16 protein-coding genes are annotated in these 13,658 nt (G+C 69.0%); 7 read left to right on the forward strand and 9 right to left on the reverse strand.

What is annotated here, in order from left to right:
* Positions 1-12: 12 nt before the first annotated feature.
* Both AQJ54_RS08950 and AQJ54_RS08955 read right to left on the reverse strand, forming a co-directional pair.
* Entirely contained in the window at positions 13-213 is a 201-nt protein-coding gene (locus AQJ54_RS08950) for a DUF397 domain-containing protein (RefSeq protein WP_062027938.1), read from the reverse strand.
* Positions 210-995: a helix-turn-helix domain-containing protein gene (locus tag AQJ54_RS08955; protein WP_079069834.1), complete on the reverse strand. Its 786-nt coding sequence runs from the start codon at positions 993-995 to the stop codon at positions 210-212. The genes AQJ54_RS08950 and AQJ54_RS08955 overlap by 4 nt, the downstream gene beginning before the upstream one ends.
* Before the next feature lie 170 nt (positions 996-1,165).
* On the opposite strand from AQJ54_RS08955, the gene AQJ54_RS08960 reads away from it, so the two are divergent.
* Entirely contained in the window at positions 1,166-1,642 is a 477-nt protein-coding gene (locus AQJ54_RS08960; RefSeq protein WP_062235768.1) for an ATP-binding protein, read from the forward strand.
* Here AQJ54_RS08960 and AQJ54_RS08965 read toward each other — a convergent pair.
* The gene (locus AQJ54_RS08965) at positions 1,624-2,109 is read right to left on the reverse strand and encodes a hypothetical protein (RefSeq protein ID WP_062235771.1); all 486 of its coding nucleotides are present in this window, start codon (positions 2,107-2,109) and stop codon (positions 1,624-1,626) included. The genes AQJ54_RS08960 and AQJ54_RS08965 overlap by 19 nt on opposite strands.
* 212 nt (positions 2,110-2,321) lie before the next feature.
* Here AQJ54_RS08965 and AQJ54_RS08970 point away from each other — a divergent pair, with 212 nt between their 5' ends.
* The 6 genes from AQJ54_RS08970 (at position 2,322) to AQJ54_RS08995 (ending at position 5,930) form a co-directional block, all read left to right on the forward strand.
* Positions 2,322-2,666, forward strand: coding sequence for a DUF1330 domain-containing protein (locus AQJ54_RS08970; RefSeq protein ID WP_062027945.1), 345 nt, complete (start codon positions 2,322-2,324; stop codon positions 2,664-2,666).
* 57 nt (positions 2,667-2,723) lie between these two features.
* Positions 2,724-3,179 carry a hypothetical protein gene (locus AQJ54_RS08975; protein ID WP_062235773.1) on the forward strand — a complete coding sequence of 152 codons (456 nt, stop codon included), beginning with the start codon at positions 2,724-2,726 and terminating at the stop codon, positions 3,177-3,179.
* Between the two features lie 152 nt (positions 3,180-3,331).
* On the forward strand, positions 3,332-4,018 hold the full coding sequence (locus tag AQJ54_RS08980; RefSeq protein WP_062235776.1) for a WXG100-like domain-containing protein: 687 nt from the start codon (positions 3,332-3,334) through the stop codon (positions 4,016-4,018).
* Positions 4,015-4,824, forward strand: coding sequence for a hypothetical protein (locus tag AQJ54_RS08985; RefSeq protein ID WP_062027951.1), 810 nt, complete (start codon positions 4,015-4,017; stop codon positions 4,822-4,824). Before AQJ54_RS08980 ends, AQJ54_RS08985 begins: the two co-directional genes overlap by 4 nt.
* Positions 4,817-5,371 carry a hypothetical protein gene (locus AQJ54_RS08990; RefSeq protein ID WP_246091182.1) on the forward strand — a complete coding sequence of 185 codons (555 nt, stop codon included), beginning with the start codon at positions 4,817-4,819 and terminating at the stop codon, positions 5,369-5,371. The genes AQJ54_RS08985 and AQJ54_RS08990 overlap by 8 nt, the downstream gene beginning before the upstream one ends.
* Before the next feature lie 28 nt (positions 5,372-5,399).
* On the forward strand, positions 5,400-5,930 hold the full coding sequence (locus AQJ54_RS08995) for an SUKH-4 family immunity protein (protein WP_062235778.1): 531 nt from the start codon (positions 5,400-5,402) through the stop codon (positions 5,928-5,930).
* 185 nt (positions 5,931-6,115) lie between these two features.
* Here the strand turns inward: AQJ54_RS08995 and AQJ54_RS09000 are convergent, their stop codons facing one another.
* From AQJ54_RS09000 to chvE, 6 genes are all read right to left on the reverse strand, one after another.
* Entirely contained in the window at positions 6,116-6,628 is a 513-nt protein-coding gene (locus AQJ54_RS09000; RefSeq protein ID WP_248845329.1) for an alpha/beta fold hydrolase, read from the reverse strand.
* A gap of 47 nt (positions 6,629-6,675) precedes the next feature.
* A complete protein-coding gene (locus tag AQJ54_RS09005; RefSeq protein WP_062235785.1) occupies positions 6,676-8,361 on the reverse strand; it encodes a pyridoxal phosphate-dependent aminotransferase in 1,686 nt (561 codons plus the stop codon).
* Between the two features lie 175 nt (positions 8,362-8,536).
* Positions 8,537-9,619 carry an aldose epimerase family protein gene (locus tag AQJ54_RS09010; RefSeq protein ID WP_079069791.1) on the reverse strand — a complete coding sequence of 361 codons (1,083 nt, stop codon included), beginning with the start codon at positions 9,617-9,619 and terminating at the stop codon, positions 8,537-8,539.
* Positions 9,620-9,670: 51 nt separating this feature from the next.
* On the reverse strand, positions 9,671-10,915 hold the full coding sequence (mmsB, locus tag AQJ54_RS09015; RefSeq protein ID WP_030323550.1) for a multiple monosaccharide ABC transporter permease: 1,245 nt from the start codon (positions 10,913-10,915) through the stop codon (positions 9,671-9,673).
* Positions 10,912-12,462, reverse strand: coding sequence for a multiple monosaccharide ABC transporter ATP-binding protein (gene mmsA, locus AQJ54_RS09020; RefSeq protein ID WP_062027959.1), 1,551 nt, complete (start codon positions 12,460-12,462; stop codon positions 10,912-10,914). Before mmsA ends, mmsB begins: the two co-directional genes overlap by 4 nt.
* A gap of 50 nt (positions 12,463-12,512) precedes the next feature.
* Complete coding sequence (chvE, locus tag AQJ54_RS09025) at positions 12,513-13,619, reverse strand: multiple monosaccharide ABC transporter substrate-binding protein (protein ID WP_062027961.1); 1,107 nt, start codon at positions 13,617-13,619, stop codon at positions 12,513-12,515.
* Positions 13,620-13,658: the final 39 nt, after the last annotated feature.

The raw sequence follows: 13,658 nt of genomic DNA on the forward strand, positions 1-13,658 counted from the left end.
GCGCGGGCGCCGTCAGGCTCCTGCGCCCGGGTCACCCGCGAGGTGGGCGAGGAAGTCGGCCCACGGGGTCCGGGAAGCGGTGAGGTGGGGGCCGCGCGGGTTCTTGGAGTCGCGGACGTGGATGGTGGACGGGGTGAGGGCGACCTCTACGCAGTCGCCGGAACCGCTGCTGCTGTAGCTGCTCTTGAACCAGGCCGGTTCGGAGGTGCTCATAGATCTCCTCGCATCCGTCGCAAGAGGCTCACCGAGTCCGTGATGGAGAGCGCCTGGGAACGCATCCTGGCATACCTGCTCTGGAGCGCGCTGATCACTTTGCGGTCGGAGATGAGCAACCCGCTCTCCGGCGCCTCGGTGTAGGCGAACCACCTGTTCTGCGGGGTCTCCAGCAACTGCATGGGCCCGTGCAGACCGGCGTGCGACGGCCGCACCAGCGGCATCACCTGGATCTCGACGTTCCGCAGCTCGGCGACCTCCAGCAGGTGATCGATGAGCTCTCGTGTCGTCCCCACTCCGCCTGTGCGGCGCAGGAGCACGTGTTCCTCGACGATGAAGCTGTACGCGGTGTTCGGCCGCTCCCTCAGCAGCCGTTGCCGTTCCGCCCGGGCCGTCCACTGCGTCTCGATCTGTTCGTCGTCCAGCAGCGGAAGCTCGTCGACGAATAGCTGCCGCGCGTACGCCTCCGTCTGCAACAGGTCCGGAACCAAACGGCATTCATACGTGTACAGCGTCATCGCGGACGCCTCCAGCCCCGCCCACTGCCGGAACCAGGCCGCCAGCCCCGGTTGCCGAGCCAGCTTCGGGAACGACTTGCGCAGCGCCCCCGTGTTCCCCGTCGCCTCCTCTCCCCGCTCCACAAGCACCACATCGGGCATCCTGCGGCCCAACTCCACCGACGCCACCGTGTGTTTGGAGAACCCCACCAGATCGCCGAACTCCTCCCGGCTCAACCCCTGATGCTCCCGCAGGGCTTGAAGCACCGCCCCGAACGTCCGCATGCTGTCCGAGGACTCCGGCTCACCGCCACCATCGACCACAGTCGGTCACCTCCCGGACCCATGGTCACGTTCCGTCACGCGTACTGTCCAGCCCGTGACCGCGTACGCTGCCGCAGCGTACGCGGCGCCGACCTGGAGAAGTCCCCGTCGGAGGCGCCAGATTGAGCCCCATGACAGCACGAGCTCCGGTGACCGTACGTACGTTCACCCAGCGACTCAGCGCGACCCCGAGAGGCGCGCGCCTGGCCCGTCACCTCGCCCTGGACCAACTCCGCGCGTGGGGGCTGCCGTACGACACCCCGGTCGCCGAAGCGGTCGCGGTGATCGTGGCCGAGCTGGCCGCGAACGCGGTGACCCACGGCCGGGTTCCGGGGCGGGACTTCGAGCTACGGCTCTCCCTGGTGACCGGCAGTGTCCGCATCGAGGTCACCGACACCCGGGCCGAACCACTGCCCGCCGTACGGCCGTCGGAACCCCTCGGGGACGGCGGCCGAGGTCTCCTCCTCGTGGAGGCACTCGCCGACCGGTGGGAGGTGCTCGACCGGGAACCACCGCCGGGCAAGACGGTGCGGGCGGAAGTGGACGTGGTGGGGTGGCTGGGCCTGGTCGGCGTGGGCTGTCGGTCGGCTCAACGGCCGTGCACGTAGGCGGAGCCCGCGATCCGCAGCGCGGTGTGGGCGGCTCGGCACTGTTCCCGGGCGGTCTCCAGGGCTGCCTCCACCTCGGGTGAGAACCGGCCGTCGGTCACCGGGCCCAGGACGATGTCCGGCAGTTGCACGGCCGTTCGCCACGCGGTCTCGGCGGCAGTCAGAAGCTCCGGGTCCGAGACGACGAGGAGGCCGACCCGGTCGCGGGCGACCGTGGCCGCGCTGCGCGTCGTCGCCAGGGCGGTCCGGTCTTCCGCTGTCTCGGCGGCGCCGGTGCGCCGGGACTCGACGGACAACCAGTGCACTTCACGGTGCCGGACGATCGCCTCCAGCAGTTGCGCGACGGCGTGCGTCACGTCCTGGCGGTGTGCGTGCTCCCGGGCCTGCCGGTCCCCTGACCGCTGGGCGTAGCCCGCCAGGGCGACACCGGCGAGGGTGCCGAGGACGGCGACGATCGTGGACCACATCTACGGCTCCAGGGGGTGCGGCGGGATCCGCGCCAGGGTGGTGGGCGACGGGCAGTATGGCAGGGCGATCAAGGCGGCGAGTCCGGCGATGGCCGGTTCCGTCCCTCCTCCGGGGCTCACCCCCGTACCCCTTACACCCGAGGTAATCGCCCCGCCGCGTCCCCCGTGCCAGGCTCGTCCCCGCACCCAGCCGGACCACGACGGAGGACACCATGACCGCCTACGCCATAGCCCACCTCCGCGCAGCCACCCCGCACCCCGAGATCGCCGAGTACATCGAGCGCATCAGCGGGACCTTCGAGCCGTACGGCGGACGCTTTCTCGTGCACGGGACACAGCACGAGGTGCGGGAGGGGGAGTGGCCCGGGCACGTCGTGGTGATCGGGTTCCCCGGGATCGGCGAGGCGCGGGCCTGGTGGGAGTCCGCCGCGTACCAGGAGATCGCGCCGCTGCGTTCGCGCCACATCCAGGGCGACATCATCCTCGTCGAGGGCGTTCCCGAGGGTTACGACCCGACGGTCACCGCGAAGGCCATGCGGGACGCCCTCTCCTCGTAGCGGACGTGGGGGCTGTTGGATACTGGGGCGGCCGGCGTGCGGAAGGGGGAGGTTCGGGTGGCGGACGGACGTGAGGTGGATCAGGGGGAGTTGCTCGGTGTCGCGAAGGACGAGGAGCGGGCCCGCAGCCTGCTCCGCGCGCTGCGTACCCTGAGCACCGGGCCCGATCCGAAGCTGCGGGAGATGGCGAACGGCGTGCTGCGCGGCAGCCTCTCCGCCGAACAGGCCTTCACCGACCCGGAGTACACCGCCGCCCTGTTCTCCGGCGCCGACAAGGTCCGGCGGGCCGGGGAACTGCGCTCCGACGCCGAAGCCCGGGAAGCCGGCGCCCGCTTCGGGGAATGGCAGCGGGCCCGCGACGCGGAACAGGAACGTGAGGAGATGGATCCGGACGGGGCGTCGCAGGACCGGCGGAGCGCGGAACGGCCCGGCGTGCCGGGCGGTCCGGGCGGTCTCCGTGGGCCGGACCAACTCCACGGCCTCCGGCCCGGCAACCGCTTCGGCCCTCGCTGAACCGCCGCTCCTCCAGGGGTACTTGACATCCCCACCCGCATCGACAACCCCTCTCCCTCCCGTCACCCCGGCAAATCGGCGTCCCCGTAGTAAAGTTCGGCCGTCGTCAGCGTGACCTGAAATGGTCCTGCCAAGACAAAGGGGGAACGCGCATGGGGGTCGTGCTGCCCGACGAGGCGGCCTGGGTGCTGGATCTCATCGGCGTCGAGTGGCCCAACGTCGACGAGGACGACTACCGCGACATGGCCGACGGCCTGCGGTCGTTCGCCTCGCAGATGCGGTCCGGCAAGGACGCCACGGCGAGCGTCGTCAACGAGTTCCTGGAGGGGAACGAGGGCATCGCGACCGCCGCCTTCCAGCAGCACTGGGGCAAGGTCAGCGACGTACACCTGGAACGTCTCGGCGAGGCCGCCGACCTCGGGGCCATGGCCCTCGACGGGGCCGCCGTCGCCGTGGCCGGGGCCAAGGTGGCCGCCATCGTCCAACTCGGCATCCTCGCCGCCGAGATCATCGCCGCCCAGGCCGCCGCGCCCTTCACCCTCGGCCTCTCCGAGGTCGGCGCGCTCGGCGCCACGCAGGCCACCCGCCTCATCGTGCGACGGCTGCTGAAGGAGGCGGAGCACATGCTCGTGGAGGAGCTGATGTCCGTCGCCATGGGCCCCGTCTACTCCGCGCTCGGCAACATGGCCACCGACCTCGTCCTCCAGCTCGGCGCCAACGCCGTGGGCCTCCAGGACGGTTACAGCCCCGGCAAGACCCTGCGCGCGGGCACCGAGGGATTCCAGGAAGGGCTCGACGGCACCACGGGGACCTTCTCCCAGAAGGGCGGCGCCGCGTGAGCGACACCGTACGCAGCGACAAGGACCTCCATGACCGGCTAGCCGACCGGATCACCTCGCAGGCCGACGAGCACGAGTCCGGCGCCCGCCCCCATCTGCGCCGCAGCCGGGCCGGGTTGAACCGCACCCGCGGCAAGGGCGCGCTCGCCGCGGCCGTCGAGACCGGCGCGGAGAAGATCCTCAGGGCCATCGAGGAGGCCGAGGACCAGCTCCACAAGCACCTCCAGGACGTGTCCAAGGGCGTGCGCGCCATGGGCGACAACCACGCGCGCAACGACAAGAACATCGAGACGATGCTCCAGAGCATCGTCAAGCGCTCCCGCGACCAGGACGCCGTCCGGGACGGCGGCGGCATCGGCAAGGACCGCCCGGACACCACCAAGGACCCGCACACCGTCACCCTGGAGTGGAAGCCCGGCATGCCCAAGCCGGCCTTCGAACGCAAGGCACGGGCTCTGCAACGGCTGGGCGAGGAAGGGAAGCTCTTCAAGTTCAAGGGCAGGACCTCGGACTATCGTGATTCGAAGATCACAGCGGACTACAAGGGCGCGCTGACCGCACTGATCCACAGGAACCACAAGGACGACCCCGACTTCGCCAAGGAGGCGGCGGCAGCCGCCCGTAAGATGGAGCCCGACCACACCAATGAACTCCAGACCGGTGGTCCGGACGCGTGGCGTAACCTGCGGATGCTCGATCGGTTCACGAACCAGGACATCGGCAACGCGCAGATACGGCAACAGATCAAGGATCTTCCGGACGGCAATCCCATCAGCATCGACATAAAGTGGTGGCCAGATGACTAGCGCGAGCCCGGCGTCGTCCCGTCTGATCGCGACGGTGGACGCCCTGCGGGCGGCGCTGAAGGAAAGTCCGGACGTGCTCTCGTTCACGCTCGGCGGGACGATCGACGAGGAGACGGCCGCTGCCGCGGAGGCCGACGGGGTGCCGCGGGAGTTCCTGGACTTCTGCCGGGTGCTCGACGGCGCGAGCTGCGGACCGTCCGTGCAGCTCTTCGGTCTGGACGAGGCGGAGGAACACCAGTTCTACTGCGAGCCGGTGGTCGACTCCCCGTTGGACCTGTCCCCGCACAAGCTGTTCTGCATCGGGATGACCAACCAGACGCCGGTCTTCCTCGATCGCGCGAGTGGCGCCGTCCTCGGTATCCCGGCCGAGCACTGGGAGTGGGTCGACGCGGAGCGCTTCGACCAGCTCGCCCCCGGCGTGGAGGCGTACTTCCTGGAGCGACTGGCCACGTTCGACGAGTACAAGCGGTTGGCGCTGGTCGACGACGAGCTGGTGGAGTACGACGACTGGCTGAAGCTGCTGCGACGCGCCGGCCTCAGCGGCTGACGCGGGACGGAAGGGGAGAAGGGGACGCATGGCCACCCATGACGAGATGACGGAGCTGTTCGGCGCGGACCGCGTGGTCACGCTGGACCGTGCCGTCGCCGAGGAGCACGGACTGTCCGAGGCCGACGCCGAGGTGCTGTGCGAGGTCGGTCTGCCGAAGTTCGTCGACGTGCTGTTCACCCTCGACACCGCCGACGAGGGGCCCGACCCCTTCACGGTGGTGCCGGTCGCCGCGGGCGGCGAGGAGACCCACATCCTCGTCCTGGGCGGCCCCACCGACGACCCCGAGATGCGCTATTGCCTCGACCTGGACCGCGGTTACGTCATCCTGCTCTCCTTCGACGAGGAGCCGAGCGCCGAGATCGCCAACCGCACCCTCGCCGACCTCGTCGAATTCCTGTACCGCTTCGCCCTGCGCGCCAAGCACCTGGAGCGGGCCGCACTCCAGGACCGCGCCCCGTACACGGACAAGCTCGTCGAGTACCTCAAGGCCCGAGACCCGTACGCCTTCGCCCAGCCGGACAGCTGGTGGTCGATGGTCTTCGAACAGGTCGGCTGAGCCCTGGGGCTCTGCATCCGTACGAGTCCGGCTCCGAGGGAGTTCGTGAGGGACTCCGCCACCTGCATCAGGGGGAGATTCACCTGGTCGTGGTACGCCGTCGGCGCGTCCTCCCAGTTCCTGCAGATCACTGAACGGCCACACTGAGCCCTGGCTCACTGGAAGCGGGATCTCGGCCTCCCAGATCAGCCGAACCCGCAACGCAGCGGCGGCACCGGCAGTCCGACACTCTCCGTGGACTCCCGCAGGAACCGCTCCGGGGTGACCTCGGCCGCGGCCGTCGGTGGGAGGTCTCGTACCCGGTCGAGGAGGTCCGCGACCAGGGGACGGTCGGCCGCCGCCGTGAAGGCCGAGGGCTGGATCAGGGCGAGGGAGCGGAGCAGGTCGGGGCGGCGCGCGGCGGCGAGGAGCGCGACGACACCCCCGTTGCCGTGCCCGACGAGGTGTGCGCCGGTGCCGAGCAGCCCTACGACGTCCTCGGCGTCCACCTCGAAGTCGCTCCGCGCGGTGTCCGGGCTGTCGCCGTACCCCCGGCGGTCCATCAGGAGCAGCCGTCGGTCCGCGGCGAGGGGCCGCTGGCCGGCGAAACCGTACTCGGGGTCGTCCCCCCAGGTGAAGATGTTGTGGACGAAGAGCGCCGGGGTGGCCGCCCCGCCGCCGCTCCGGTCGTCCCACACCGTCACGTGCACATCGGTCACCATCGCACACCGGTCAGCATTGCACCCTGGTCACCCGCGGCCGCCGGTCAGCCGACCTGCCCCATCCCCGCCGCGTTCGGCCAGCTCTGCGCGTTGGGCCAGCCGGTGGCGGGCGCGGTCGACAGTTCCTCCGGACCGGTGGGCGCCGGGGCCGTCATGCCCCGCACCTGGGCAGCGGTGAGGCCGCCACGGGCCGGTACCCCGGGGGGCGTCGGTCCGACCGGCGCGCCGAAGGGCATCGGTGCCGGAGCGGGCGGGGCGGGTGCCGGTACCGGCATGGGAGGCGCGACAGGGGCAGGGGCAGGAACCGGGGTCGGTATCGGGGCCGGTGCCGGCATCTGGGCGGGCGTCGGCATCTGGGCCGGCGCGGGCATCCCCGCGCCCATGGACTGCGCCCCCATGGACGGGGCCCCCATCGACGCCGCCGCGGCCACCGCGACCGGCGCCGGCTGCGCGACCGGCATCGGCATGCCGCCCCCCACCGAGCCGCCGCCGACGGCCATCGCCGCCAGACCCTGCATTCCGGCCCCGTTGGTCTGTCCGACCAGCCGGTCCACTGCCGCCGTACCCGAGCTGTAGCTGGTCCCTTGAGCGAGCTCGGGCACGGCGGCTCCCCTCCTGGTCCCGTAGAGCACCTGTTCCAGGCCGGACACCAGGCGACGCACGTCCACCTGGGGGCGCACCACGAGCCGCAGGAAGCGGCTGGAAGAACCGATCTTGTTGCCGCACTCGCGGACGAGGATGCGGTGCTCGGAGAGCATCCGGTCCCGCACCACGGTCCCCTCGGCGCCGACCGGCAGGCGCACGAAGAGGAAGTTGCCCTGCGAGGGGTAGACGGTCAGGCCGGGCAGCGCGGCCAGCTGGCTCGCCATGTCGAGACGGTCCCGGCGGACCTGGTGCAGGCTCTGCGCGTACTCGGCGCCGTGCTCCTTGAGCATGAACACCACGTACTCGGCGAAGGCGTTGAGGTTCCACTTCGGCAGCATCGAGCGGACCCGGCCCGCGAGGGAGGGGTTGGCGACCATGTAGCCGAAGCGGATGCCGTGCAGGCCGAAGTTCTTGCCGAGGCTGCGCAGCACGATGACGTTCGGCCGGACCATCGCCTCCTGGACGACGCTCGGCTCCTGCTCGGCGTCCGCGAACTCCAGGAACGACTCGTCGATGACGATGAGGTCCAGGTCGGCCATCGCGTCCATGAACTGCACGAGCGCGTGCTTGTGGAGGAAGCCGCCGTCGGGGTTGTTCGGATTGCAGATGACCGCGACCCGTGTCCCCCGGGTGCGTATGAAATCGGCGTACTGCGCGAGGTCCAGGGCGAATCCGCTGGACTCCTGGAGCGGGAACATGTCGACCCGCTTGCCGGTCTCCATCGGCTGGTCGGTCCAGCGGCCGAAGGTGGGCACCGGCACGGCGAGCGACTCACGGACCAGCAGATGGTCGATCCACGTGATCAGTTCGGTCGAGCCGTTGCCCATCGCCACGGCCTGCGGCGGCAGTTGGAGCAGGTTGCACAGCTCGGCGGTGATCGTGTCGGCGCTGCTCGGGTAGTAGGTGATGATGTCCTTCAGCCGCGCGGCCATGGTGTCCATCATCGCCGGAGTGGGAAAGTAGGGATTGCAGGGGATGCAGAAGTCCACCGGCCCTACCCCGTCCCCGCCCTCGCGCGTCAGCGCCGCCATCGACGGGCTGTGCGCGGCAGAGCTGCGGAACAACGAGGTGACGTTGTCGGCCATGGAACCTCCGTATGGGGCGGGTCCGGCGGGGACGTCCGGGCCCGTCGTCATTGGGTGGCCCGCGCGGGGGAGCACGGGCCGCCCCTACATACGGATGCCTGCGTGGCGCCGTTCAACGGGTGTGAAAGAAGTGTGAGTTCGGGAACCCCCAGCCCGATTACCTCATCAGGCCAGGTCAGGCGCCGAATGTGTGGATCGTCGTGGACCGGTGCTGCCGGCCCGGCCGCAGCACCGTGGACGGGAACGACGGGTGGTTCGGCGAGTCCGGGAAGTGCTGGGTCTCCAGGCACAGGGCGTCGCCCTGACGGTAGGTGCGGCCGGAGGGGCCGACCAGGGTGCCGTCGAGGAAGTTGCCCGAGTAGAACTGGAGCCCCGGCTCGGTGGTGGCGATCTTCAGGGTGCGGCCGGACGCCGGGTCGCGCAGGGTCGCGACGTGCTCGGGCTCGGCCGTGATCCCCTTGTCCAGCACCCAGTTGTGGTCGTAGCCCTTGGCGGCGAGCAACTGGGGGTGTCCGGTGCGCAGGTCCCGGCCGATCGGCTTGCTCTCGCGGAAGTCGAAGGGGGTGCCGTCGACCGGCGCCAGTTCACCGGTCGGGATCAGCCCCGGGTCGGTGGGTGTCCAGCGGGAGGCGGCGATCGCGAGCTCGTGGTCCGCGATCGTGCCGCTGCCCTCGCCCGCGAGGTTCCAGTAGACGTGGCTGGTGAGGTTGACGACGGTGGCCCTGTCGGTGGTGGCCTCGTAGTCGATGCGCCAGTCGCCGTGCTCGGTGAGGGTGTAGGTCACCGTCGCCGTGAGGGTGCCCGGGTAGCCCATCTCGCCGTCGACCGAGGTGTAGGACAGGTGCAGGCCGACGTCCGAGCCCTTGGCGAACGGCTCGACGTCCCACACCCGCCGGTCGAAGCCCTCGGCACCGCCGTGCAGGCTGTTCTCGCCGTCGTCGACGGAGAGTTGGTATGTCTCGCCGTCCAGGGTGAAGCGGCCCTTGCCGATCCGGTTGCCGTACCGGCCGATCAGCGCGCCGAAGTACGGGCTGGAGGCGACGTAGTCCTCGATCCGGGCGAGGCCCGCACAGACATTGGCGTACCGGCCGTGCCGGTCGGGGACTTCCAGCGACCGCACGATCCCGCCGTACGACAGGACTTCGAGGCGGGTGCCGCCGTTCTCCAGCGACCAGCTGTGGATCTCGGTGCCGTCGGCGAGCTCGCCGAAGAGCGTCTTCACCGGCTTTGCTCTCCTCTCATGGGAAGGGGCCCTCATGGGAAGGGCCCCGCCTCGCGGCGGGGCCCGATCCGACCGGGTCGATCGGGTCTACGAACCGGACTTGCGCTTGTTCCACACGTCGAAGCCGACCGCGGCCAGCAGGGCGAGGCCCTTGATGACCTGCTGCCAGTCGGTGCCGACGCTCAGGAGGTTCATGCCGTTGTTCAGCACACCGAGGACGAGACCACCGATGATCGCGCCGAGGACGGTGCCCACACCGCCGCTCATGGACGCGCCACCGATGAACGACGAGGCGATGGCCTCGAGTTCGAAGTTCAGGCCCGCCTTAGGGGAGGCCGCGTTCAGACGGGCGGCGACCACCAGACCCGCCAGCGCCGCGAGCACGCCCATGTTCAGGAAGACGAGGAAGGTGACCTTCTTGTCCTTGACGCCGGACAGCTTCGCGGCCGGCAGGTTGCCGCCGATCGCGTAGATGTGCCGGCCGAAGACCGCGTTGCGCATGACATAGCCGTAGCCGACCACCAGCGCGCCGAGGACGATCAGGATGATCGGCGCGCCCTGGTAGCTGGCGAGCAGCATCGTGACCGCGAGGATCGCCGCGGCGATCGCGACGAGCTTGAGCAGGAAGGCGTTCCTGGGCAGCACGTCCAGCGCGAACTCCTGCTGGCGCTTGCGGTCGCGGACCTCCTGGTAGATCACGAAGGCCAGCAGCGCGAAACCGAGCAGCAGGGTGAGGTTGTGGTAGTTGGTGTTCGGGCCGACCTCGGGCAGGAAGCCGTTGCCGAGCTTCTGGAGTCCGTCCGGGAAGGGGCCGAGGGTCTGGCCCTCCAGCAGGATCTCCGTCAGACCGCGGAAGAGCAGCATGCCCGCCAGGGTCACGATGAACGACGGTATGCCGAGATACGCGATCAGATAGCCCTGCACCGAGCCCGCGACCGCGCCCACCACCAGGGTCAGCACCAGCGCGAGCGGCCAGGGCACGTCGTGCTGCACGGTCAGCACGGCCGCGAAGGCGCCCACGAACGCGGTCAGCGAACCGACCGACAGGTCGATGTGCCCCGCGATGATCACCAGCATCATGCCGATCGCGAGGATCAGGATGTAGCTGTTCTGGAGCACCAGGTTGGAGACGTTGCGCGGCAGCAGCAGGTCGCCGTCGGTCCACACCGCGAACAGGGCGACGATCAGGCCGAGCGCGATCAGCATGCCGTACTGCCGCATGTTGCGGCGCAGTCCGCCGACCATCAGCTGGAGCAGGCCCTCGTCGGAGGACGACCCCCCGCCCTTGCCGGGCGGCACCGCGGCCGGAACCTTCGTCACATCGGTGCTCATCGCGTTACCTCTTTGTCCTTCGTCATCTGGCGCATCAGCACTTCCTGCGTGGCCTCGGCGCGCGGGACCTCACCCGTGAGCCGTCCGGCGGCCATGGTGTAGATGCGGTCGCACATGCCGAGCAGCTCCGGCAGCTCGGAGGAGATGAAGACGACCGCCTTGCCCTCGGCGGCCAGCTGGTCGATGACCGTGTAGATCTCGTACTTGGCGCCCACGTCGATACCGCGGGTGGGCTCGTCCAGGATCAGCACCTCGGGACCCGCGAAGATCCACTTGCTGAGGACGACCTTCTGCTGGTTGCCGCCGGACAGCCTGCCGACCGTCTCGAAGACCGTCGGCGCCTTGATGTTCATGGACTTGCGGAACCGCTCGGAGACCTTGCGCTCCTCGTGCTCGTCGACGACACCGCGCTTGGCCACCTTGTGCAGGGCGGTCAGCGAGATGTTCCGGTTGATGTCGTCGATGAGGTTGAGGCCGTAGTGCTTGCGGTCCTCCGTGACATAGGCGATGCCGTGCCCGACCGCCTCGGAGACGGTCTTGGTACGGATCTCCTTGCCGTCCTTGAAGACCTGGCCGCCCGCGTGCCGGCCGTAGGCGCGCCCGAACACGCTCATCGCGAGCTCGGTGCGCCCCGCGCCCATCAGGCCCGCGATACCGACGATCTCGCCGCGGCGCACATGGATCGACACGTCGTCGACCACCTTGCGCTGCTGGTCGATCGGGTGGTGGACGGTCCAGTTGCGGATCTCGAGCGCCGGGGCCGCGTCCACCTCGCCCTCGTACGGCGTGCGGTCGGGGAAGCGGTGGTCCAGGTCGCGGCCCACCATGCCCGAGATGATCCGGTCCTCGGTGGTCTCCGGGGCCTTCACGTCCAGGGTCTCGATCGACTTCCCGTCGCGGATGATCGTCACCGAGTCGGCGACCCGGCGGATCTCGTTGAGCTTGTGGGAGATGATGATCGAGGTGATGCCCTGCTTCTTCAACTCCAGTATGAGATCCAGGAGTTTGCCGCTGTCCTCGTCGTTCAGCGCCGCGGTCGGCTCGTCGAGGATGAGCAGCTTCACCTTCTTGGAGAGCGCCTTGGCGATCTCCACCAGCTGCTGCTTGCCCACGCCGATGTCGGCGATCCGGGTCTCCGGGTGGTCGCTCAGACCCACCCGGCGCAGCAGCTCGGTGGCGTGCTTCAGCGTCTCGTTCCAGTTGATGAACCCGCCCGAGGCGTGTTCGTTGCCGAGGAAGATGTTCTCCGCGATCGACAGGAACGGCACCAGGGCCAGTTCCTGATGGATGATCACAATGCCGTGCTGCTCGCTCGCCCGGATGTCCTTGAACGAGACGACCTCTCCCTCGAAGAGGATGTCGCCCTCGTACGTGCCGTGCGGATGGACGCCGGAGAGCACCTTCATCAAGGTGGACTTCCCGGCGCCGTTCTCACCGCAGATGGCATGGACCTCGCCCTGACGGACGGTCAGAGTGACGTCCGACAGCGCTTTGACGCCGGGAAAGGTCTTGACGATCGAGCGCATTTCCAGGACGGGTCCCGCCATGGTCGTGCCTTTCAATCAGGGGGGATGGGGCCGACAGGGAGCCGGCTCGGCTAGTTGAGCTCGCTCGCCTTGTAGTAGCCCGTGTCGACCAGTTCCTTGGTGTAGTTGGTCTTGTCGACGCTCACCGGCTGGAGCAGGTAGGCCGGGACGACCTTGGTGCCGTTGTCGTAGGTCTTGGTGTCGTTGACCTCGGGCTTCTTGCCGTTGAGGACGTCGTCCACCATCGTCGAGGCGACCTCGGCGAGCTTGCGGGTGTCCTTGTAGACGGTCTGCGTCTGCTGGCCCGCGATGATCGACTTCACCGAGGCGAGCTCGGCGTCCTGGCCGGTGATGACCGGGATCGGCTTGCTGCCCTTGCCGTAGCCGTCCGACTTCAGGGCGGCGAGGATGCCGATGGAGATGCCGTCGTACGGCGACAGGACCGCGTCGACCTTGCCGCTGGTGTAGGTCGAGGTGAGGATGTCCTCCATGCGCTTCTGGGCGGTGGCGCCGTCCCAGCGCAGCGTGGTGACCTGGGTGAGCTTGGTCTGGCCGGACTTGACCACGAGCTTCTTGCTGTCGATGTACGGCTGGAGCACGCTCATCGCGCCACCGAAGAAGTACTTGGTGTTGTTGTCGTCGTTGGAGCCGGCGAACAGCTCGATGTTGAAGGGGCCCTTGCCGCTCTTGAGGCCGAGCTTGTCGACGATGTAATTGGCCTGGAGCTCACCGACCTTGGTGTTGTCGAACGACGCGTAGTAGTCGACGTTCGGCGTGCCGAGGATCAGACGGTCGTAGGCGATGACCGGGATCTTGGCGTCCTTGGCCTGCTGGAGCACGTTGTTGAGCGACTTGTTGTCGATGGCCGCGACGATCAGGCCCTTGACGCCCTGCGTGATCAGGTTCTCGATCTGCGATACCTGCTGGTCGGGGTCGTCCTCGCCGTAGACCAGCTTGGTCTTGTAGCCCTTGGCCTGGAGGTTCTTGACGACGTTGTTGCCGTCGGCGATCCAGCGCTCGGAGGACTTGGTCGGCATCGCGATGCCGATGGTGCCTCCCTTGGCGCTGCCGCTCGACTCCTTGCTGCCGCCCTCGCTGTTCTGGCCGCAGGCGGAGAGGGTCAGGGCGAGGGAGGCGGCGCCGGCTATGGCGGTGAGTGCGGCACGACGAGTACGCATTGATCATCTTCCTTGATGTCGGGACTGGCTCGGTCTGGT

This window comes from Streptomyces griseorubiginosus, from assembly GCF_001514195.1.
GTDB classification, from domain to species: domain Bacteria; phylum Actinomycetota; class Actinomycetes; order Streptomycetales; family Streptomycetaceae; genus Streptomyces; species Streptomyces griseorubiginosus.

Excerpts from the sequence above, each read along its gene's own strand:
- AQJ54_RS08950 (WP_062027938.1), bottom strand. The coding sequence starts at position 213 with ATGAGCACCTCCGAACCGGCCTGGTTCAAGAGCAGCTACAGCAGCAGC.
- AQJ54_RS08995 (WP_062235778.1), top strand. The coding sequence starts at position 5,400 with ATGGCCACCCATGACGAGATGACGGAGCTGTTCGGCGCGGACCGCGTG.
- AQJ54_RS09005 (WP_062235785.1), bottom strand. The coding sequence starts at position 8,361 with ATGGCCGACAACGTCACCTCGTTGTTCCGCAGCTCTGCCGCGCACAGC.
- AQJ54_RS09010 (WP_079069791.1), bottom strand. The coding sequence starts at position 9,619 with ATGAGGGCCCCTTCCCATGAGAGGAGAGCAAAGCCGGTGAAGACGCTC.
- mmsB (WP_030323550.1), bottom strand. The coding sequence starts at position 10,915 with ATGAGCACCGATGTGACGAAGGTTCCGGCCGCGGTGCCGCCCGGCAAG.
- AQJ54_RS08980 (WP_062235776.1), top strand. The coding sequence starts at position 3,332 with ATGGGGGTCGTGCTGCCCGACGAGGCGGCCTGGGTGCTGGATCTCATC.
- AQJ54_RS08965 (WP_062235771.1), bottom strand. The coding sequence starts at position 2,109 with ATGTGGTCCACGATCGTCGCCGTCCTCGGCACCCTCGCCGGTGTCGCC.
- AQJ54_RS08960 (WP_062235768.1), top strand. The coding sequence starts at position 1,166 with ATGACAGCACGAGCTCCGGTGACCGTACGTACGTTCACCCAGCGACTC.
- AQJ54_RS08990 (WP_246091182.1), top strand. The coding sequence starts at position 4,817 with ATGACTAGCGCGAGCCCGGCGTCGTCCCGTCTGATCGCGACGGTGGAC.
- AQJ54_RS08970 (WP_062027945.1), top strand. The coding sequence starts at position 2,322 with ATGACCGCCTACGCCATAGCCCACCTCCGCGCAGCCACCCCGCACCCC.
- chvE (WP_062027961.1), bottom strand. The coding sequence starts at position 13,619 with ATGCGTACTCGTCGTGCCGCACTCACCGCCATAGCCGGCGCCGCCTCC.
- AQJ54_RS08955 (WP_079069834.1), bottom strand. The coding sequence starts at position 995 with ATGCGGACGTTCGGGGCGGTGCTTCAAGCCCTGCGGGAGCATCAGGGG.
- mmsA (WP_062027959.1), bottom strand. The coding sequence starts at position 12,462 with ATGGCGGGACCCGTCCTGGAAATGCGCTCGATCGTCAAGACCTTTCCC.